At 46.9% G+C, this 22,185-nt stretch carries 16 protein-coding genes; 10 read left to right on the top strand and 6 right to left on the bottom strand.

What is annotated here, in order from left to right; all coding sequences use genetic code 11:
* The coding region (locus QUA42_RS04355) for a calcium-binding protein (protein ID WP_333135420.1) at nucleotides 1-1,624 on the top strand (1,624 nt) is incomplete at its 5' end.
* Nucleotides 1,625-1,767: 143 nt separating this feature from the next.
* Here the strand turns inward: QUA42_RS04355 and QUA42_RS04350 are convergent.
* Nucleotides 1,768-2,727: a GNAT family N-acetyltransferase gene (locus tag QUA42_RS04350; protein WP_333135418.1), complete on the bottom strand. Its 960-nt coding sequence runs from the start codon at nucleotides 2,725-2,727 to the stop codon at nucleotides 1,768-1,770.
* A 711-nt stretch (nucleotides 2,728-3,438) separates the two neighbouring features.
* On the opposite strand from QUA42_RS04350, the gene pap reads away from it, so the two are divergent.
* Together pap and QUA42_RS04340 are read left to right on the top strand one after the other, a co-directional pair.
* Nucleotides 3,439-4,926 (top strand): polyphosphate:AMP phosphotransferase, encoded by a 1,488-nt coding sequence (pap, locus tag QUA42_RS04345; protein ID WP_333135417.1) that lies wholly within the window; start codon nucleotides 3,439-3,441, stop codon nucleotides 4,924-4,926.
* 353 nt (nucleotides 4,927-5,279) lie between these two features.
* Nucleotides 5,280-6,275, top strand: a complete 996-nt coding sequence (locus QUA42_RS04340) for a YdcF family protein (protein WP_333135415.1) — start codon at nucleotides 5,280-5,282, stop codon at nucleotides 6,273-6,275.
* On the opposite strand, the gene QUA42_RS04335 is transcribed toward QUA42_RS04340, so the two are convergent.
* Complete coding sequence (locus QUA42_RS04335) at nucleotides 6,272-6,613, bottom strand: hypothetical protein (RefSeq protein WP_333135412.1); 342 nt, start codon at nucleotides 6,611-6,613, stop codon at nucleotides 6,272-6,274. The genes QUA42_RS04340 and QUA42_RS04335 overlap by 4 nt on opposite strands.
* A gap of 529 nt (nucleotides 6,614-7,142) precedes the next feature.
* Here QUA42_RS04335 and glsA point away from each other — a divergent pair.
* Nucleotides 7,143-8,069, top strand: coding sequence for a glutaminase A (glsA, locus tag QUA42_RS04330; RefSeq protein ID WP_333135410.1), 927 nt, complete (start codon nucleotides 7,143-7,145; stop codon nucleotides 8,067-8,069).
* A 114-nt stretch (nucleotides 8,070-8,183) separates the two neighbouring features.
* On the opposite strand, the gene QUA42_RS04325 is transcribed toward glsA, so the two are convergent.
* A complete protein-coding gene (locus QUA42_RS04325; protein WP_333135408.1) occupies nucleotides 8,184-9,890 on the bottom strand; it encodes an adenylate/guanylate cyclase domain-containing protein in 1,707 nt (568 codons plus the stop codon).
* A gap of 345 nt (nucleotides 9,891-10,235) precedes the next feature.
* Nucleotides 10,236-11,342 (bottom strand): FecR domain-containing protein, encoded by a 1,107-nt coding sequence (locus tag QUA42_RS04320; RefSeq protein WP_333135406.1) that lies wholly within the window; start codon nucleotides 11,340-11,342, stop codon nucleotides 10,236-10,238.
* A 669-nt stretch (nucleotides 11,343-12,011) separates the two neighbouring features.
* Here QUA42_RS04320 and petP point away from each other — a divergent pair.
* The 6 genes from petP (at nucleotide 12,012) to QUA42_RS04290 (ending at nucleotide 17,652) form a co-directional block, all read left to right on the top strand.
* The gene (gene petP / locus QUA42_RS04315; RefSeq protein WP_172186826.1) at nucleotides 12,012-12,212 is read left to right on the top strand and encodes a cytochrome b6f subunit PetP; all 201 of its coding nucleotides are present in this window, start codon (nucleotides 12,012-12,014) and stop codon (nucleotides 12,210-12,212) included.
* A gap of 184 nt (nucleotides 12,213-12,396) precedes the next feature.
* Nucleotides 12,397-13,491 (top strand): Get3/ArsA fold putative tail anchor-mediating ATPase NosAFP, encoded by a 1,095-nt coding sequence (locus QUA42_RS04310; RefSeq protein ID WP_333135512.1) that lies wholly within the window; start codon nucleotides 12,397-12,399, stop codon nucleotides 13,489-13,491.
* A 335-nt stretch (nucleotides 13,492-13,826) separates the two neighbouring features.
* Nucleotides 13,827-13,973, top strand: coding sequence for a hypothetical protein (locus QUA42_RS04305; RefSeq protein ID WP_333135404.1), 147 nt, complete (start codon nucleotides 13,827-13,829; stop codon nucleotides 13,971-13,973).
* A 291-nt stretch (nucleotides 13,974-14,264) separates the two neighbouring features.
* Nucleotides 14,265-16,565, top strand: a complete 2,301-nt coding sequence (locus tag QUA42_RS04300; RefSeq protein ID WP_333135402.1) for a CHAT domain-containing tetratricopeptide repeat protein — start codon at nucleotides 14,265-14,267, stop codon at nucleotides 16,563-16,565.
* A gap of 20 nt (nucleotides 16,566-16,585) precedes the next feature.
* Nucleotides 16,586-17,254 carry a hypothetical protein gene (locus tag QUA42_RS04295; protein ID WP_333135400.1) on the top strand — a complete coding sequence of 223 codons (669 nt, stop codon included), beginning with the start codon at nucleotides 16,586-16,588 and terminating at the stop codon, nucleotides 17,252-17,254.
* Nucleotides 17,251-17,652 carry a HEPN domain-containing protein gene (locus QUA42_RS04290; protein WP_333135398.1) on the top strand — a complete coding sequence of 134 codons (402 nt, stop codon included), beginning with the start codon at nucleotides 17,251-17,253 and terminating at the stop codon, nucleotides 17,650-17,652. Before QUA42_RS04295 ends, QUA42_RS04290 begins: the two co-directional genes overlap by 4 nt.
* 222 nt (nucleotides 17,653-17,874) lie before the next feature.
* On the opposite strand, the gene QUA42_RS04285 is transcribed toward QUA42_RS04290, so the two are convergent.
* Together QUA42_RS04285 and QUA42_RS04280 are read right to left on the bottom strand one after the other, a co-directional pair.
* Nucleotides 17,875-19,941, bottom strand: a complete 2,067-nt coding sequence (locus QUA42_RS04285) for an elongation factor G (RefSeq protein WP_333135396.1) — start codon at nucleotides 19,939-19,941, stop codon at nucleotides 17,875-17,877.
* A 313-nt stretch (nucleotides 19,942-20,254) separates the two neighbouring features.
* Nucleotides 20,255-22,168, bottom strand: coding sequence for a heavy metal translocating P-type ATPase (locus QUA42_RS04280; protein WP_333135394.1), 1,914 nt, complete (start codon nucleotides 22,166-22,168; stop codon nucleotides 20,255-20,257).
* Nucleotides 22,169-22,185: the final 17 nt, after the last annotated feature.

Genomic DNA, 22,185 nt, shown 5'->3' with positions numbered 1-22,185 from the left:
TACACCAACGGGTACAGCAGGAACACCAACGGGTACAGATACACCAACGGGTACAGCAGGAACACCAACGGGTACAGATACACCAACGGGTACAGCAGGAACACCAACGGGTACAGCAGGAACACCAACCGGTACAGCAGGAACACCAACGGGTACAGCAGGAACACCAACCGGTACAGCAGGAACACCAACGGGTACAGCAGGAACACCAACGGGTACAGCAGGAACACCAACGGGTACAGCAGGAACACCAACCGGCACAGATACACCAACCGGCACAGATACACCAACCGGCACAGATACACCAACGGGTACAGCAGGAACACCAACCGGCACAGATACACCAATCGGCACAGATACACCAACCGGCACAGATACACCAACGGGCACAGATACACCAACGGGTACAGCAGGAACACCAACGGGCACAGATACACCAACGGGTACAGCAGGAACACCAACGGGTACAGATACACCAACGGGTACAGCAGGAACACCAACCGGCACAGATACACCAACGGGTACAGCAGGAACACCAACGGGTACAGCAGGAACACCAACGGGTACAGATACACCAACGGGTACAGATACACCAACGGGTACAGCAGGAACACCAACCGGTACAGCAGGAACACCAACCGGTACAGCAGGAACACCAACGGGTACAGCAGGAACACCAACGGGTACAGCAGGAATACCAACGGGTACCGCGGGAATACCAACCGGTACCGCGGGAACACCAACGGGTACAGCGGGAATACCAACCGGTACCGCGGGAATACCAACCGGCACAGCGGTAATACCAACCGGCACACCCGCGCCATCGGGAACACCGACACCATCGGGAACACCGACTCCGACACCAACTTTAAACCAACCCAATGCACTTGAAAATACCATGCTTGGGGTATCGGGAATTCAAATAGGCACTGCCCAAAACGATGAATTTTTCGGCACTAACAACGGCAATATATTCGATGGCCAATTCGGGGATGACAACTTATATGGTGGTGCCGGCAACGACATCTTTAATGGCAATCAAGGCAACGACTTCATCACGGGAGGCAAAGGTGACGACATCCTCTATGGAGAAGAAGGAAACGACATCATTCTTGGCGAGTCGGGCAACGATTTAATCTTCGGAGGCAAAGGCAATGACTCGTTACATGGCGGCCAAGGCAATGACATCCTTTATGGCGGCAAGGATAATGACTTCATCGATGGCGGCAAGGATAATGACGTTTTATATGGAGGCAAAGGTAACGACATCATCCTTGGTAGTCAAGGTAATGATACTATTTACGGAGGCCTAGATAACGATACTCTCACGGGTGGGAAAGGCGACGATATCCTTGACGGAGGCATGGGGAATGATAGTTTGATTGGCGGTAGCGGCAACGATATCTTTGTCTTAACAACTGGTCAAGGATTTGATATCATCGCTGATTTTACCCTGGGTCAAGACTTGATTGGATTAAGCGGAGGTTTGAGTTTTGGTCAGTTAGCAATCACTCAAAATACTCAGGGAACTCTCATCAAAAATGTCTTGACGGGAGAGGAGTTAGGTGTGATGATTGGAGTGAGTGCCAATGCGATTACATCGGCGAATTTTCGGTTGATTTAGGAAATCAAGAAAAGTACGATCGCCCATTCGATCCAAAAGGGCGATCGCACTTGACCCAAAAGTCGATCGCCAAATTCGATCGCACTTGAGAAGCCCGACTTCTTTAAGCAGTCGGGATTCTCGCCTTCACGCCCAACCTTTTTCTACACACTCTTAGCCCACGACACCCAAGTTTCCATCGGGCGGAAACCGACCGATTTGTAAAGCTTTGTCGCCCCTGTCAAACTGTCCGCATCAACGCTGAGTTTAGCTGTGTTTGCACCCGCCGCTTTTAAGGAGTGCATACCGGCCAGCAGCATCGCTTTTCCTAAACCCATTTTCCGAAAATCGCGCCGCGTACCCAACAATTCAATCCAACCGTCTTTTGTGCCGCTGCGGGCGTTTTTTTGGGGTTTGATTTGACAGTCGCAGAAAGCTGCAAATTTACGATCGCCCGAAACAGCAATCAAGTCTAATTCCGGCTGATAATTCGGATCTTGCATCCAGTAGCGCACGGTTTCCGCAGTTAAATCGTGGTGATTCCAGTGATCGATAAATGACTGGTTGAACATCTCTACCCAGGGTTGGATGTCTTGTTCTCCGGATACGTGTGTCAGGGCAAAATCTGCGGGAAATTCAGGTGTGGGAATCGGTTCCGCGAGGGATCGGGCCATTGTCCAAAAATAGCGATCGACCTCAAAGCCCTGTTTTGCTAGCAACCGCATCTCATCGGTTTGATCCTCACGGCTGTATGTACGCAATTTTGCAGGCAAATTCCGTTCTTTCGCGACTTCGCGTAGCCGCTTTTCGCCCCATTTAATGATATCTTTTTCTAAACCTGCGCCGCGCACCTTTGGATGCACGTAAAACCAGAGACAAGCGTCTATTTCCTCTGGCGAATCGGGCATATCTAGGAGTGACAAACCGATTAGTTTGTAATTCCCATCTTCCCACAACTGCACGTCGCGGGCTTGGTCGAGTTTGGGAGCATCAAGTATTAGCTTGAGTTCAGTTGCTGAGACTTCTTCGCCGAGTCGATCGACTGCTTCGCAAGCATCGATCAAATTTGCGATCGCGCACCAGTCAGTTTCGCCCTTGTAGGAGCGTGTTGTTAAGATATTCATAAAAAACTTGCAATCCGTAATTTCGGACTGTTCCTCTTAAGTGGTATTGGCAAACAAGTACAGTGAATTTCTTGCAAAAATCCGAGTTTGTGATTATTACCCGCAGATGAACGCGGATAAACGCGGATCTAATGCAGATTTATTGTGGTGTCGATAAAACTCAGAAACCTGTTTATATCACCCAGGCTTTCAGGTTTTATCTCATAGCGCAATCATAAAAATTGGTTTGCCCTTTTGGGCTAGTTTTGTATGTGAGTTTATGGCTGGATGTCGATGAGTCGCGCTCTCTTTCGTTACCAAGCTTGGTGCTTAAGTAACTACTATTGTTTGAATAAAGTTTCTACAGCTAAGTAAAGAAGTTGTCACCCCCACCGGGTAGTTGATTTTTACTTTTGCTCTGTTTTACAATAAATCCTGTTTCAGGGATTATTGGCTCCTCCTGTTAACTCGCCCGATTGGGGGAGGGGAGAAATTGAACTTATTTAAAAGTTCCCTATTTCAACTATAACCTGAGCTGTTTTTTTTTGCAAGTTTGAAATCGAGGGATTGTTGCTAGTATTAACGAGGCTGGCATTTGATTGCCGGAGCGATGGGCTTTTAACCAGCCGTAACTGTAATTTTTATAACGTTTTTCCCTGAGTTGAGGATTTAATTTTATCCAAACGTTAAACTAAAGTTAAACTGTTTTTTACAGATTAATATGAGGTAAATATGCTCGACAACCTCGATTTAGATATCTCCCTGGATAAAGAAACCTACGATGCCAAGATAGAAGTTTTAATGCAACAGTTGCGATCGCTCCAACTGGCCTGCAGGGAAAAAAAATTGCCCGCAATTATCGTTCTCGAAGGCTGGGCCGCTGCCGGCAAGGGTGCTTTAGTCAAACAAATGGTAGGGTACATGGACCCGCGGGGGTTTGCCGTCCACCCGATTTGGCCGCAGTCAGATGCAGAAATGGGCTATCCTTTCCTGTGGCGGTTTTGGCAGAAACTCCCCGCCCGTGGCAAAATTGGTTTTTTCTACCACAGTTGGTACACTCACATTTTAGAAGACCGATTGTTCGATCGAGTCTCCGACGCCCAAGTACCCACAGTCATCAGGCAAATCAACGCCTTCGAGCGGCAGATGGTTGATGACGGCGCCGCAATTGCCAAATTTTGGATTCACTTGAGCAAAAAAGAACTCAAGCACCGGCTCAAAAAACTAGAAGACGACACCTTACAAGCTTGGCGAGTGCGGCCCGAAGATTGGAAACAAGCCAAAAAATACCAAGAATACACAACTTTAGCAGAAGAAATGATAGCCCAAACCGGCACGGGCCCCGCACCTTGGACGCTAGTAGAAGGCGATTGTCAACGCTGGGCGAGAGTCAAAGTTTTAACGCAAATGGCCGCGACAATTACAGAAGCCTTAGACAGACTGCCGATGCAATCTGCACCCGTGAAATTGCCACCTCAAGAAAGGTTGCAACCCACCGAACCCGACGTGCTGGCCCAAGTAGATTTAACTCAATCGCTGTCGCCCGACGAATACAAACAGCAACTTCGCGAGGAACAAACCCGTTTTGGCCAACTGCAACAAAGCATCTACGAAGAGGAAATCCCCGTATTAGTGCTGTTTGAAGGTTGGGACGCCGCCGGTAAAGGAGGAGCTATCAAACGCTTGACGGACGTATTAGACCCCCGCAGTTACACCGTTAATGCCTTTGGGGCCCCGACAGACGAAGAAAAAGCGCACCACTACCTGTGGCGGTTCTGGCGGCGGCTGCCGACTGCCGGTAAAATCAGCATTTGCGATCGAAGTTGGTATGGTAGAGTGCTGGTCGAGCGAGTCGAAGGATTTGCCACCGAACCCGAATGGCGCCGAGCTTATCAGGAAATCAACGAATTTGAGGAGCAACTCACCAGTTTCGGTTGTGTCTTAGTTAAATTCTGGCTGCACATCAGTCCTGACGAACAGCTAAAGCGGTTTACAGAGCGGCAAAACAATCCATTTAAACAATACAAACTCACCGAGGAAGATTGGCGGAATCGGGAAAAGTGGAATTATTATGAAGTAGCGGTGAATCAAATGATTCAGCGCACCAGCACGCCGGCTGCTCCCTGGACGCTAATTGCGGCCAATAACAAGTATTATGCTCGTGTTAAAGTAATTCAAACGGTAACGCAGGCAATTCGGAATCAACTGAAGCGCCGATAAATTGGGATTGGTGAATCGGTAACAGGTAATGGGGAAAAAACTAGACAGAAGAAAGCAGGCTTCAATAGTCAATTCTACCTGCCTGTGTTCGATCCATTACCAATTACCAATCAACCATTACCAGTTATCAATTACCAATTAACTGTCAGCAATCTGTGACTGGAAGTAGCGGGCTTGCACCCTGCAACCAATAGTTGATAGCTGACCGGAATCGAGCATCAGGATAAATGCGATCGGACTGCGTGATTGGCGAAAGTTAAAAACCTACCGATACCACTATTTCCTCCCGCAGCTAAAGTCGCGCTCGTTTCCACACTTCCGTACTAATTTATGAAGACACAGAATATTGCAAGATGCCAGAACTGTTAGCTCGCATTCTATTTCTATTCCTCCTGTTCTCACTGATCAAATCGTGGTGGGATCAGTCAGGAGGCAAAGACAATCCATTATTAGATCGGCTGCGAGTTTTGCTGCTGATCAGCCTTTTGATCCTAGCTTTTTTTGCACCAGACACCCCGGTCGGAGCAGCGATTTTCGGGCTCATAGCCTTCTTCTTTAAGCCGCTGGGTTTTTCAATCACGCTGCTGGTGATTGCATCGGCGCTGATCACGAACGGGGGCATCCGCAACCCGGCGCCGAGAATGATCCTGGCAGCGCTGCTAGTTTTGATCCTTTCGAGTATGCCAGTTGTCGCTTACTGGTTCGCGGAGCAAGCAGAACGGGACGCCGCCGCAGCCGTCCGGACAGTTTGCTGCGACGAAACCGCAGCGGCGATCGTCCTACTGGGCAAGGGAACCACTCAGCCTCACATCCCCAACCGAGTAGCGATTCAACTAACAGATACAGGCAATCGCCTGCCCTATGCTGCCGTTTTGTACAGAAAACAACTCGCACCGATGGTCATCGTTACCGCTGGCCCGAGAGACGAGTTGGAGGGTTATGTTGGCGAAGCGAAGGATATCGAGACTTTGCTGGCAAACAACATGGGCGTGCCGCGCAGCAGTATCGTTCTTGACGATAACGGCAGCAACATACGCACCAGCGCTGAAGAGGTGAGAAAGATACTCGACAGCCGTGGCGCCCCGCGCAAAGTAATCCTGGTAACATCTGCGATTCAGATGCGCCGTGCCAGCCTCGCTTTTGCGAATATGGGAATCCAGGTGATTCCTAGGGCTACCGACTTCTACACTTTTCAACCCACCTCAGGAGGGAGATCCAGTAGACTCCGCTTAGACGCGGGAGATTTTTTGCCTAGTGCAGAAGCTTTGGTAACTACGACGCGAGTATTCGATGAATATTTCGGGTCTTTCTATTACTATTTGCGCGGCTGGCAGGCTCCCAGGGCCTAAAGTGGCAAGTTGCTGGTGTTTTTCTTAGCCAACAGCGACTGCTCCCCAGATTGGTTTAAAATCTGATGAGAATGAGACCTTTGTGGGGAGCTGTATTTTTTTCTCATTCCGGCGGGGTCGCCGACGATCAAGTTTGCCATGAATGCAAACAAAACCCAAAAAATAACTGGCTCCCACTTGGATTTTGTGGGCTTTGCTTCAGGGGTTTTGACAGATTCAACGTTGACTTTGATATCTAGTTTGCCTTCAATTTCTTTGCCCTTGAGAACCCCGTCGTTGCACACACCCTTAAAAATCATGGGAGCGGGCTTTGGTGCTTCTGCTTTCGCTTCTGTCATTTTTTTATCCTGATTTTGGTAGATTCGGTTGGATAGTACATTCTTAAAGGTTCGGGGGTTTTCCGGACAGGATTTGGCGAACTCTGAAAGAATTAAGTTAAATATGCACCCCGCCTCTTACTGGGGCTTAAACATAAGCATCTGAAGGCATTTCCAGCTAGTGCTTGTTTTTTTTGGCTAGCAGGGTTGCCTTGAAGCTGCTAATTACCTATCTGGGTGAAGGGGAGGTTTTTATGCAAAATACAGGTTTTTTTATGAAAAATTGTCAATAAATTTATTTGCTCCCGGCGGGCCCAAAGGTCAACAGCCTTAAATAAGCTGTCCCGCATCTTGCGTTGTATTTTTCGGGCAGGCGGGACATTACACAAAAATTTCATCAAATTATGAGCTTGCCTTATCTCACCTAAGAAACCCGGTTTCTGCCAGCAGAGAGCCCAAGTGACGCAATTCAGTTAATAAACCGGGTTTATGGCTCAACATCGCCCTAGGAATGCCTATCTAAAATCTCAAATAATCTAAATAATCGACAGTGAAAATATCCACCAGTCAACTATCTTCCTTGCAACCGGAACAACTGGCAGCTTGGGCAAAAGAGGCAATTAATCGCAGTAAATCTGGTCAAATCCCTGCGTACATACCTCTCCTAGCGCAAGCCGATAGACAAGGGCTTGCCGTGCAAATTCGGGCAATAGATGGTCAAATTATGAGCTGGGGTAGCATTGCTCAAACATTCCCGCTGATGAGTGTAGTCAAGCCCTTTGTGCTGCTTTATTTGCTGTGCGAATTGGGCGAAAAAACGGTTTTTGACTGCGTTGGCTGTGAGCCTTCGGAACTACCTTTCAATTCCCTAACTCAACTCGAAATAGACCAAGGGAAGCCGAGAAACCCGATGATTAATAGCGGGGCGATCGCCCTAGCGTCTTTGATGCCCGGTCAAAATGCGGTGTCGCGCTGTCAAAACTTGCTAGATTGGCTGAATCAACAGGCAAACAGTCAGTTATTTGTTGACGAGTTAATGCTCGATTCAGTTAAGGAAAATCCCAATCAAAATAATTGGAATCTCGCCTTAAAAATGGTAGAATCGGGTTCTATTCAAAACTCAGAAATTGCTTTAGAAACCTACAATCGCGTCTGCTGTTTGTCGGGAACTGTGGAGGATTTAGCTAAGCTGGGGATGGTTTTGGTAAAGAGTGGCGATCGAGCAATGGGGGAAAACTGCCGTACTGTCAAAGCGCTGATGGCAACTTGCGGTTTGTATGAAGCATCGGGTCGCTGGGCGCTGCGGGTGGGACTGCCTGCCAAGTCGGGAGTTAGCGGCGCAATACTTTCGGTAATTCCGGGTGAAGGTGCGATCGGCTTTTACAGTCCGCCCTTGGATAAAGACGGAAATTCTATCGGTGGCTTATTTCTGTTAGAAAAAATAGCTAAAACTTTGCGACTAAGCGTATTTGATTAGATGAGATTGCACTTGAATTGCCCCTTTAATTTTCCAGACGAACTGGGTTAAATAATTGGTGATTGGTAAGGGTAATGGGGTCTAATTAAGCCGACATAATATCACAACTAATGACTAATGCTTTTCCCCCAAAATAGCATAAACCACTGTCAGTTCTTTTTTGCCGCGCAATTGAATCGCTCCTACTTTTTGGCCTTCGTAGCGATCGCGCACGTAAGCAAAAGTCCTCGCCGTCACCAACAAATTAAAAGGACTGTCAGAAACAATTTCCTTATTCATCGCCTCCAATCTAGCAGCAACGTTGACAGCATCGCCGATCACAGAATAATTCAAACGCCGGGAACCGCCCACACTGCCCGCAACTAACTGTCCGGTATGCAAACCGATACCAAACTTAATTAAAGGTTTGCGTTCACTTCTAAGCTGCTGATTAAGTTGGTGCAGCCGTTCGTGCATCGCAATACAAGCCGCAACTGCATTCAAAGCATCTTGTTGAATTTCTCGATATTCGGTATGGCAAAAAGGCACCCCAAAAACTGCCATAATTGCATCACCGATGTATTTATCTACAACGCCGCCGTGATCCATAATACAGTTAGTCATCGCTTCCAAATAATTGTTCAACCAGGTGAGTAAATCTCGCGGTGGCATTTTTTCTGAAATCGAAGTAAAACTACGAATATCCATAAACAGCACCGTTGCTGTAAGTTCTTGAGGTTCGAGTTCTCCCTGTTCAAATATCTCAGCTTTGCGTTCCCAAATAAGCTGAGCTGTCTCCGGAGCGACGTGCTTTTCAAATAACCTCATCAACTGCTGCTTTTCGTACTGTTCCCGCAGTTGCAAAGCAGTGCTAGATAAAACGAGGGTGCCGATAGGTGCGGCAATCGGAACCCACCAAAAAAAGAAGCCAAATAACAAAGCGGCAGCCCCAATCCAAATTATAGGCAAACCGAGAGCGATCGCCATTCTCTCTTTCACACCTCGGTTGCCCAGAACCAAAGCGGTAAGGGGACCAATCCCCAACAATAAAAAAATTTCTAGGAGTACCGGCAGCCGCTGCAGTAAGCGTTGATTGAGCAAATTGTCAACCAATGCTGCATATAAATAAACTCCAGCCGTAGTCTTGTTGAGAGGTGAAGATATCGGGTCTAAACCAGTAGCAACTATGCCCACTAAAACTAACTTATTAGTCAGAGCATCTGCGGGAATTCTACCTTCTACGACATCAACAAAAGCATAGGTAGGTAGATTTTCAGTTTTCCCCGGCCAGTTAACCCAGACTTTTTTTTCCTGCTTATTTTTGGACTGTGGAAGCAATACTGGATCTTGGGGATTAGCAGCATTGTACCTGTGAGTCATTGCTAAACCGAAATTAGGAATCCCGTTGAGAAAGATTTTTGACTCGCGGCTAATACCGTCGCTATCGGCTTCTTGGCTGATGTGGCCGACACCTGCGGCGGCTGCTTTTAAAGATGCTACTGGTTCTTCTTTAAGGGTTCTAGGGAGTACAACTTTGCCGTTGGCGGCGATTGCAACGGCTAAAATATCATCTTTCGGACTTGGATCGAGGAAAAGAATGTCAAAACCAACGGCTGTGGGGGGAGATTTTTTCAGTGCTTCTAGCAGTTGGGCATAGCGGTTACGAGGCCAAGGAAATTTACCGTATTCCTGCAAGGAATGCCGTTCGATAGCAATTACCACAATTCGCTGATCCCATCCGGGATTTGGCAAAATTCCCGATTCTCGAATTTGAAATAGCGTTTTGTATCCCAAATATTCAAGAGGTTTCCACATTCCCAATTGTAGCATGGCTACAGACATTATACCTACTACTGCGCCTGTGATCCAGGGAGGATTTGTGGTTATATGTTGCCGGAACTCGATCAGTTTATTTTGTTTGATATGATCAATCCATTCTTTGAACTTCATGCAATTAATTTGACGCAATCATTGACATTCGAGTCCGAACTTCGATAGGAGTGAGAGTCATGAAGTTTTACAATACCGTAAGGGCGAAGGGTGGGGGCAAAATTTATTGATTTTGACTACCGAGATTCACCGCAAAATCCTTCGCACCTACACAAAATAATCAACCCTGATAGGACTTAGGATCTAACTCACGTCCTCAGAGACTGCCCGCGTACATTACTCGCGACGATAGGTTGTTTAGCGAACTGCGAAGCTGTAATGCCTTTCTGTGACTGACGGGCCTCGCACTACGATTTTGAGGCGGCGACTTGGAGGTAAAATTCCTTGGATTTTGAAGTTGCCATTTCGATCGATCTTAATCTCTTCGTTGTGGACATAAACTGTGTCGATCGGGTTAATTTGACCACTGAGGCTATAGATATTGGCGCTGAGTCTCAACAACCTGCGGACTTTGAGTTGAGCTAGGCGAGGGCTCGCTGAGGGCGTCACGGGCGAGGTTTGAGGGAAAATTGTCGTGGAGTTGCCGCTGTTGACAATTACTTCTGAGTCGGCGCTGTCTGATACTACGACTGCACCTTCAATTGTTTCGACTGCGGTTTTGCCGCCACCGACGCTGACGCCAAAGGAGGTGCCGCGAACTCCAGCAACGCCTTCTGGGGTTTCAACCCTGACTGGGGCGGTTTTGGCAGACTTTTTTTGTTGGGCAATTTGACTGGATTTGCCAAGTCCGCTGAAGGTATTGAGGGCGACTATGTGGTTCGGCGGGATAATTGTTGAGGTGTGGGCTGCGGGAGTTGTCGCAGCAGTTTTGCCGATCGACAACCTGACTCGCCCCCTGCTGACAAAAATGGCTGTGTCTTTTTCGCCACCTGCACTGCTTGACAAATTGGATATTCTGACTGCGGTTTTTTCGCCAACTTCCACGGTGCCAACGTTATTGTCGATGCCTAAACGGGCTGTGGAATTGGGGCCGGTGATGATTTCGTCTCCGGGGGCGAGTAGCCGATCGCCCACGACCGCTGGCCGCCCTTTAAAGCTGACTGTACCCCGAATTTCTTCTATTTCAAGCGATCGCGCGGCCGCTGTTCCCTGGGCGTTTATCGTCTGTGCTGGGGAGGAATTCGCCGCCACAGTTGCCGGATTTGTTTGAGATTTGGAGGCGGTTGGCAATGCTGGCGGTCGATCGACTGAGACAATTTTAGTAGTGTTGGACGGCTGTGTGGTGGATGGAGAGAGCGGACTGGCGATCGTCCCACGAAAGGGCGACAGACTCGCCAGCACAGCCAAGGACAAACTTAGGAGCGGAATTTTGGTCGAGCGCCCACACGTAAAAATTTTATTCATAATTTCAATTTTGTCATATTGAAGTTCCTCAACTTCATTTCCTCTATCAGACGGCATACATCCGGAAATCGTTCCATTTTTTATGCCATAAAAAAGCCGCAAAAATTAACTTTCTCAGCATGGAAGCTTAGCATTAAACCTTCTTTTTATTGTCAGATTTTAGTAAACTGTTACAACATGGCAGTTTCCTAAAATCTGACGTTCAGATTTTTGTGCCAACCTGACTCAAAGTGTTCTGCTGCATCAACTTTCGCCGATGTCAACGTGAGAGAGCCCAGATTTATATATAGCAAACATAAAATTAATTACTGCTTGTGGAGGCCTTTTGGCTTCTGCCTGAAGGATGACTAATTGGGGAGAAATCCTGTAGTTGTGGCAATTAATAAAAAGATGCTTTTTACGAAGCGATAAAAAATAATTATCTAAGTGGTGAACAGCCTCTGCCAGTGGAGCTTGCGGCTGTGGAATATTATGAAGCAAACCCAAGCGACTCAGGGTAGACTATCGACCAACTCCGACTAGAATACCGTCTTTTAGGGAAAGTTGGTGGAAATTTCGATGGAAAATCATAGAGAGCGATCGCCTGCGGGTGTTGCTGTTCCGAAGTAGACGCCAAACTGTAAAATGGACGGTTGTATATAGGTTATATAGAGCAGGAGAACAATTTCAGTGGCAATAGAAGTAGGTCAGAGAGTTAAGGTGCGCCGTCTCAGAGATCGGATACCTGCAAATATAGTGGGTAAGATAAAGGAGAATCCAGTAGGCACTGTTGACGGATTCAGAATGGTTGACGGTAGCGGAGTAGGCGTGGTTGTCAAGTTTGACGGTTTTGCGACTTGGTTCTTTGAAGATGAGCTAGAACCCGTTTAACAGATGTAGAAGGAAGAAGGAAGAAGGAAGAAGGAAGAAGGAAGAGGAAAAATTTTCCCAATTCTTCCCCTCTCCCACTATCCCACTATCCCACTCTCCTCTTCCTCCACTCTCCCCCCTCCCCCACTCTGGCTGAAGGTTGCGCTTAAATGTTAAAGAGTAAGCTTTGGCAGTGAGACAGAAAATGGCTTTGATTTTGACATTTTTGGGCAAAGGCGGCACTGGCCGCAGTACGATCGCGATCGCAACAGCTAAAAAATACGCGGCTCAAGGCAAGCGAGTTCTGCTGCTCGGCCAAGATCCGGGCCCTGCATTGGGTATTCTGCTAGGGGTTCCTCTGAGTCTCAACCCCCAGGAAATTGCCCCCAACCTCAAAGCAGTTCAGGTGCAAAGCGCGCCGCTGCTAGAACGCAGGTGGGACGAAGTTAAACAACTAGAAGCTCAATATGTCCGCACTCCCTTTTTCAAACAGATTTACGGTCAAGAATTAGGGGTGTTACCGGGGATGGACAGCGCGCTGGCGTTGAACGAACTTCGGGAATACGAGGACAGCAAACAATACGATGTGATCGTTTATGACGGCAATGGCGGCATGGATACGCTGCGGATGCTGGGAATGCCGGAAATTCTGAGTTGGTACATCCGCAGGTTCCGCCAAGCTTTGGTAGATTCGGATTTGGGTAAAGCTTTGTCGCCTTTTATTCAACCGGTTGTCAGTACCGTGTTGACTGTGGATATGTCGGGGGACAATGCTTTTCAATCTACCAAGCAAGTGGATAATCTTTTGGATAAGGGTAAGGAAGCGCTGGCAGATCCGAACCGCACGGCGGCTTTTTTGGTGACGACTGGAGATGCAAGCGCGATCGCAACTGCTCGCTATCTTTGGGGAAGTTCTCAACAAGTTAGCTTGACTGTGGGCGGTGTCATTGTCAATCAAGCATCGGTTACAGAAGCTATTACTGCCGATTTTGAGCCTTTGACGGCTGTTTCGGTTCCGGCGCACAGTGACAATAACTGGCAGCCGCTAATTGATGCTTTACCCGATTTTTCTGAGGCGGCAAAAGCTCCTAAACCGATTAACATAAACATTGCACAGCGTCAAGTTAGTTTGTTTTTGCCTGGGTTTGACAAGAAAGAAATTAAATTGATTCAATCCGGGCCAGAAGTGACGATCGAAGCGGGCGATCAGCGGCGCAATATTTTGCTGCCTCCGGCGCTAACTGGGAAGTCTGTTACTGGTGCTAAGTTCCTGAACGGTTACTTGATTATTTCTTTTTAGGGTAAGGAAGAAGGCACGACACGGATTTTGACACGGATACACTGATGAATTATCGAGTTCTCTAATATCATGTCTCGTTGATCCGCGATCGTATAATTTGTGCGATCGTAAGGGCGGGTTTTACCAACCATAATCGCCTGAAAAAAACAATCTCAAAAACCCGCCCAACCCAACAAACAATCGAAATGTACATTCAGATTTACCGTGGGTGGGGGCGGGTTTTTATAGATTGTGGGTCATCGTTATATATTATTCGTAAAACCCGCCCCTACCGCAACGTACATTCAACCCCAAAATCTGCTACAATCTCCAGCAACATCTCACCCAGCCAGCCAATGTTCCGACAAATTTGGCAAAGCATCCTCAACCTGTGGCGACAAATTCAGCGGCGATTCCGCAAAGCAGCACCCCCACCGCCCAAGCTAACTCCGATTCGCTCTTTTGGGGAATACGAACAGAAATTCACTGTTAGAGTGTGTTGAACAAAGCGGGAGTCGGGACGAAATTAAAGGCTTTTTAATCAGTAGCAAAATCAATGATGCTGAGTGGGTAAACTGGCTGCAATAATTTGGAGAAAGGTTGCTGGTATCGCCGGAAACGCATTTAGAATTGGGTGGGCTGATGGTGCGGCTGGGTGAGATGAATTGCGGGAGAATTAGTGAGATTGCTGGGAATATTGGTAGGCACTTGTTGGCTGGGAAGATTTTAAATCCGAATTTTGTGGATAATTCATTGGTTGCAAATATTGTTACTCATTTTTAGGAGGCTAAAATTTGAGTTATTCAGCAGACAATCAAAAAAGAGAAAAATATTGGTACAAGCGAGGATTGGAACTAGCCAAATTAGAGCAGTATGAAGAGGCGATAGCAGCCTACGATAAAGCCTTAGAAATTGACCCAAAATTCCACTGCGCCTGGAACGGGAAGGGCATTACCCTAAATTATTGGGGGCGATACAGTGAGGCGCTCGCAGCCTTCAAGAAATGCTTACAAATTAAACCAAAATTCCACTGGGCTTGGAACGGGAAGGGCATTGCCCTAAATTATTTGGAGCGCTACAGTGAGGCGCTCGCAGCCTTCAAGAAATGCTTAGAAATTGAACCAAAATTCCACGGGGCTTGGCTCGGGAAGGGCATTGCCCTAAATTATTTGGAGCTCTACAGTGAGGCGCTCACAGTCTTCAATAAATGCTTAGAAATTAAACCAAAATTTCACTGGGCTTGGAACGGGAAGGGCATTGCCCTAAATCATTTGAGGTGCTACAGTGAGGCGATCGCATCCTTCGATAAAGCTTTAGAAATTAAAGACGATCAATTGTGGCTAGCGTGGGACTATCGAGGTTTGGCATTTTTATACACCGATCGCTACAATGAAGCTATTCAAAACTGGGATGAAGGCTTAGAGAAATATAAGCGCAGTAACCGTGACTATCGCCTCGCTTGCGGCAAATTGCACCAGCGAAAAGGCAAGGCACATTACGAACACGGTAAACAAACAGCCACTGATTGGGAATCTTTCCACAAAGCCAAAGGCAGCTACGAACAAGCCCGCGAATTTTTGAAATCACCCCTCATCCCAGAAACTTATTTAGAAGTATTGCAAGGCTTAATTACCGTCTGCCGCAGCTTGCGAGATGCCAAAGCCAGCGAGTACCTTAAGGAAGCTACTATCCTGCTAGAACAATTAATTGATGACAACCCGGACATAAAACTGCGACTCAAGCGCAAATTTGCCGGACTTTACCAGTTAGAAGTCGATACCCTCGTCGAGTCTGGCGACAAGGTAAATGCACTGGAAAAAGCCGAATTGCGGAAAAACTTTTGCCTGCAATGGATGCGCGCAGGTTGGCAAAACCACACCGATAGCCCGACTTATCCCCAAAAAATCCGAGATTTACTGGCAAAGAACACCGAAACCGCGATTATTTACTGGCATCTCAGCCCAGTTTCCCTGACTGCTTTTATCCTTACCCTAGAAATGTTTGAAGTTATCTGCACACCTCTGTGCGACTTATTCCCAAAGGACAACAGTCAGAGTTTAGAAAAATGGCTGAAAAACTGGAAAACCAGCTATGAAAATTACGGCAAAACTACCAGCAAACAGCAAAGCAAAGAATCCCATCCCTGGCGCGAGTCAATGACAGCGCAATTGCAACAACTCGCTGACATCCTCAAAATTCCCGAAATTTGTACGCACCTCACCAATATCGAACACTTAATCTTAATTCCCCACCGCGACTTGCACCTGCTGCCACTGCACTTTTTATTCTCCGATAATCTTTTCACTATCACTTATCTGCCCAGCATCCAAGTTGGGATAGACAGACTAGACAAAAAACCCTCACCTTCAATGTCTCTGCTGTTGGTAGAAAGCCCCGATCCATTACTTTTTGCTGAAATAGAAGCGCCCGCGATCGCGAATTTTCACCTTAACTGCAATACCATCTCCAGTTCACAAGCTACCACAGACAATCTTAAAGAAGCTCTGCAACAAGCTGCTGATATATTCCATTTTACAGGTCACGCCTACCACAACACAAAACAGCCGTCCCAGTCAGCGTTAATCCTGAAAAACAAACAGCCCCTAACTTCACAAGAAATCGCTAAATTCGATTTGAAAAACTATTATCTAGTCTGCCTTTCCGCTTGCGAAACTGGCATAACAGGAAAAGAAGAACTGATAGATGAATTTGTCGGTTTAGCCAGCAGCTTTTTAGCTGCGGGTGCTGTTTACGCCCTCAGCACCCTCTGGATAGTTGATGAGATATCTAGCGCTTTAATGATGATTCGATTCTATCAAATTCTCAACGAACAGCGTTGCCACAATAAGTTACATCCGGCACTAGCCCTCAAAGAAGCGCAAAAATGGCTCCGAACTATTACTTACAGCGAACTATCCAACTGGTATCTGGAATTGTCTGAAATAATGAAAGACAATTCCGGTTGCAGTCAAGACTTGAGAGACCAAGCTGACCGAATCCGCAGACGTGATGCTAAAATGGGATCTGACAAACCTCCTTATGCCGATCTCTACCACTGGGCAGGTTTCACGATTACTGGTAAAGTTAATCCCTAACTTCCAAACCCTCGACTCTTATGAAAGAAACAGATATTATTAGGCTGCAAGCCCTTGGCGCTGCTTTAGCTAAACTAGGTTCATCTGTCCAGCTTGGCGAGTTGGAAGAGAATATAAGTCTTGATGAGATATTGGCTTTAGAAAAATTAGCACAACAAAACAACACTCTGAACGAAATTTACAGAACAGAACGCCTCGACTTACAAGATCAGTACGAAGCAAAATCAAAAGACAAACGCTACCAGCCGACAAGTGACAGCATTTACAGCACCGATGCTGCAAATTTAAGCCCTTCCTTTCCTCAGCCGCCTGAAGAAATGGAAAATCCCTCTGAAATAGCTAAAGCCTTTGACAATTTAATTGCATCTTTTAATAAAATCAAAAGCCTGTACGCGGTTGAAAACCCCCTAGAAAGTTTTCAAATCATCATGGAACAAGAAGCGATCGCACCTTTGATTCTGGAAGGTTACGATCGCATTCGAGCGCTATTTCCTACGGAAAGATTAGGCTTGGAAGTGAAAACAGATCCAGAAATTGCTAACTGGCGATCGCTGTGGATTACCATTTACACCAAGCTCGATGTCGATGAAGCTTTTGCAAAGTTAAAAAATTTCGATCGCACTTGGTGGCTAGACGCGAGTCTTGTCATTCCTAACAATATACTAAACATTGACTTGGGGTGGGAATGAAATTCGATTGGTCAGAATACTTTAATTTAGCAAAAGAGCTAGCTGAAACCAGTGAAGAAGCAAAATTGCGTTCTGCTGTAAGTAGAACCTATTATTCTGCGTTTTGCCTAGCACGGAATTACTTGCGCGACATTGAACAAGATCCCACACTCTCGCGCAATAAAACTTATGGTATCAATGTCCATAAATATGTAGCTGATGAATTTATTCACCATAAATCAAACCATAAATCAAAATCCAAGACAATGAGAGAGATAGGCAACGATTTAAATCGATTGAGAAACATGAGGAATAAAGCTGATTATGAAGATACTATATCTAACTTAAAAACAGAAGCGAGAAATGCGTTAATGCTAGCCGAGAATATTATTGCAGCGTTAAGTAAGTTAACTCAATAATCCGGTAAATCTGAGATGTTGCACCATTCTCAATAAGCTTTTTGTGAACAGGCAAGATGCCTGTTCCACAAGAAAATTTACTCTTTGTGGAACAGGCATCTTGCCTGTTCTTGAGAATGGTGCAAGATGTGAGGTAAATGGGAATTGAACCCAATAAAATTTAATGGCAACTCATGCAAAAACCCAGTTTCTTCAAGAAACCGGGTTTTTTAAGACAGCTAACTAACTTTTACCGTTGCCGTTTCCATTGCCGCCAGTTGTTAGCAAAACCCGCTTAGCTAAAGGTTCCGGCACTTCTTGCAATCGATCGAACTCCCAATTAAAAAATCCGACTCCCATTGTCTGCGATCGCAATTCTACGATCAAATTCTGCATTTCTGCGATCGGCAAATAAGCAGAAACTGCATCCCATCCCTTCCAGTCTTTTTTACCTTCGTAGCCGAGAATTTGGCCGCGGTGTCCGCTGACCAATTGCAACACCTTTGATGTACACTCGTTCGGAGCGCAAATTTCAACTTTGGCGATCGGCTCCAGCAATGCCGGTTCGCACTTGGCCATTCCCTCCTGCATTGCCAAACGCGCCGCTTGCTTGAAAGCTTGTTCGGAACTGTCCACAGAATGATAGGAACCGTTCGTCAGCGTCACCGCTACGTCTACCACCGGGAAACCCAGCGGGCCCCGATCCAAATACTCACGCACTCCCACTTCCACGCCGGGAATGTACTGTTTTGGGACGACGCCGCCGACTATTTTGTCGCTAAAGGTGAAACCTTCTCCGCGAGGCTGCGGTTGAATGTCGAGGTACACGTCGCCAAACTGTCCGTGTCCGCCGCTTTGGTGTTTGTAGCGCCCGTGGATGGAAGATGCTGGTTTGCGGATGGTTTCTTTGTACGGCACTTGCGGTAAGTGAGTTACCATCGGCAAGTTATACTTGCGGCGCAACCTGTCTAAGGCTACTTTCAGGTGGATTTCGCCTTGACCCCAAAGTATAATTTCGTGAGTGTCGCCGTGCTGTTCCCAGACTAAAGATGGGTCTTCTTCTAGCAATTTAGCTAAAGCGGAGCTCAGCTTAACTTCATCGTTGCGCTTTTCTGGGACGATCGCCAGTGCGTAGACAGGCGGGATGATTTCGGCTTTTGGCAGTTCTTCCGATCGGTTAATCGCCAGGGTATCGCCTGTTTTCACGCCTTCTAGCCTTCCCAAAGCCACAATTTCCCCGGCGCTGACAGACTGCAAACTTTGCGTTTGCTGGCCGGTCAAGCGGTACAAACCGTTAACTCGAACGCCGTTCAAAATTGCTCCGTCTGCCAGCGTCCCCCGCCACATTCTCACTAACGATAGTTTGCCTCCCTGCGGCGTGTAATAGGTTTTGAGGATTTGAGCCAGAACTTTGTTTTCACTTAGTATAAGGCCGCGGCGATCGGCTGTAGTTTCCGGTGTCGGCGCTTCCCTCAGCAAAGCTTGCAGCAGAGGCCGCACGCCGAAATCTTGTTCGGCCATGCCGATGAATACTGGCACAATTAAATCTGCGCCTAATTCCATCTTTAAATCGCGGGTAATTTCTTCGGCGTCGGGATTGATTTCTTCGAGCAATTCTTCGAGTAAATGGTCGTCAAAATTCGCCAATTCTTCGAGCATTTGCTGCCGCGCTGCGCTTTCTTGTGCTTTGAGGTGTTCTGGAAGCGGGACGGGATCTGCGGCGGCGCCCGGATGGTAGTGGTAAGCTTGTTCGGTTACTAAGTCGATAAAACCGATGATTTGTTCGTTTTTGCCGATCGGATATTGGTGAGGTACGATCGGTCTGCTGGAAACGGATTTGAGCGCCTCGATCACTTCGGTGAAGTTGCTGCCGCAAGTGGTTTCGTCTGTGCAAGCCCGATCGATCTTGTTGATAAAAACTAAGTGGGGAATTTCCCAATCGTCGAGGAATTTAAACAGGGGTGCGAGGGTTAAAGTGCGATCGGCAACGGGTTCGCAAACAATTATCGCCGCATCCACACCAATCAGCGCATTGTAAGTTTCTTGGGCAAATTCTACCGAGCCCGGACAGTCGAGAAATGTGAAGCGGACGCCTTGATATTCAGCGGTGGCGGCGTTTACTTCTACGCTCATTTGGCGATCGCGCGCTTCCGGCGAACTATCACCTATTGTGTTGCCATCTTTGACATTTCCTTTGCGAGTAATTGTCCCTGTCACCGATAGCAAACTTTCGAGCAGTGCGGTTTTACCGCTTAAATAAGGGCCAACAATTGCAACGTTCCGCGTGGCCCCAAGGACTTTTTCGTTCATATTGCCTCCAACAGAAAACTTGTTTTCCATTGCTCTTGGTGCAATCTGTTCTATACCATTTTCTAGACTTTTTCTAGGTTAATTTTTATTGCAGTTTCGAGCAATTTCAGATTTTGGTATGATTCTATACTTTTGACGCTAGCGTATTTTGAGTGACGCAAACATAAATTGTAGTTTTTCTTAATATTTTGAATTTTTAACCGCAGATGAAGGCAGATTAATGCAGATGAACGCAGATAAAACTTTCGTTCCCAGGCTCTGCCTGAGAACGCATTTCTAGAGGCTCTGCCTCGATTTTAGCAGTTTTTACTGTCTAATTTCTCAGGAGTCGCAAACCGCTCAAAGTTACCAAAACTGTAGAGCCTTCGTGACCGATGACGCCGAAAGGCATGGTGATATTTCCGAAAAAATTAGCTGCCAATAACAGCATAATGCAACTGAGTGCAAAAACAATGTTTTGTTTGACAACTTTTTGAGCGCGCCGGCCTAAACTAATTGCTTTAGCTAGTTGCTCTAACTTATCTGCCATTAATACGATATCAGCAGTTTCTAAAGCAACGTCGCTACCGGAAATTCCCATGGCAATGCCGACGGAAGCTTGAGCGAGGGCGGGGGCGTCGTTGATGCCGTCTCCCACCATTGCTACAGTTTGATACTGGCTTTGCAGTTGTTTAATTGCCTGCACTTTGTCTTCTGGCAAAAGTTCGGCGTAGACTTCATTGATGCCTAATTGACGGGCGATGTGTTGAGCTGTTTGCTCGTTGTCGCCGGTTAGCATAATTATATGTTCTACGCCTAATTTTTGCAAGCGTCTTACCGTTGCTGCTGCTTCGGGGCGGAGGGTATCTGCTATTGCAATGATTCCTAAAAGTTGAGATCCTTTTGCCACCCAAACAACTGTTTTACCTTCGGCTTGCAACTGCTGGCTGATTTTACTCAATTCGGAAGTTGCTTCGACAAATTCGGCTTTACCAATGGCAATTATTTGATTGTTGACTTTGCCGACAATTCCTTTACCGATTTTTGCTTGTACGTCGGTAGCGGTTGACAATTGTAATTGTTGCTGCTGGGCGGCGCTGACAATTGCAGAGGCGATCGCGTGTTCGGAATGAGCTTCTAGGGCTGCTGCCAATTGCAGAACTTCTGTTTCAGTATATCCGGCTGCTGGTACAATTTGGATAACTTCAGGTTTTCCGGTGGTGAGAGTTCCGGTTTTGTCAAAGGCGATCGCCCTTACTTTACCAATCATCTCTAATTGCGCGCCACTTTTAAACAAAATCCCCTGTCTCGCCCCATTAGCAATTCCCGAAAGCAGCGCCGGCATAATCGAAGCCATCAGCGCGCAGGGGGACGCGACTACTAGGAAAATCAGCGCCCGATAGATTGTCTCTTCCCAATTCCAGCCCAAAACAAAAGGCGGCAAAGTTGCCAGAAGCAAGCCTAAAACGACAATTAATTTGGCATAACCGCGCTCGAATTTTTCCACAAACATTTGAGAAGGCGGCGCTGCTGTTTGCGCTTCTTGGACCAGCCGAATCACTCGCTGAATCAAGCTGCTTTCGGGAGTTTTATGCACTTCGAGTTTCAGCGCGCCGACACCGTTAATTGTACCTGCATAGACTTCATCCCCCCTGGTTTTTTCCACCGGCATCGACTCGCCGGTAATCGAGGCTTGGTCGATCGCACTGTAGCCTTCAATAATTATCGCATCTGTGGGGATGATTTCTCCGGGCTTGACTAAAATGTAATCGCCAATTTCCAATTTGTCGATCGCAACTTCCCGTTCCCCGCCGTACATTACCACCCTAGCAGTATCCGCAGTCAGACTCATCAAACTGCGGATGCTGCGTTCAGTCCGCTGCATAGCATAACCTTCAAGGGCGCCGCTAATTGCAAAGATTAAAATCAACACCGCACCGTCAACAATTAAATGATATTCTTGCCGCCACAGCCCCAAACCGGCCGCGCCCAAAGCAGCGACAATCATTAACAAATCTACATCTAATTCGCGTTCTTGAAAAAGCGTAGTTAAGCCTTCGCGGGTGCTGGAATAGCCGCCGATAACATAAGCTGTGGGTAAGATTAAAACGGCTACACCCAACCATCCGAATTGCAGGGCTAGCGAACCCAAGATTACTAGAATTCCGCACAGGGCGGCAGTCACAGCATCTGGATGTTCTTCTGCTAACTGGGAGATGCGAGAAATTGACAAAGAATTAGAAGTCATTTGTAAAGATTGATTTG

The sequence above is a fragment of the Microcoleus sp. Pol11C2 genome (assembly GCF_036701505.1).
Taxonomy (GTDB): Bacteria; Cyanobacteriota; Cyanobacteriia; order Cyanobacteriales; family Microcoleaceae; genus Microcoleus.
This window is presented reverse-complemented; position numbering and strand designations above follow the sequence as displayed.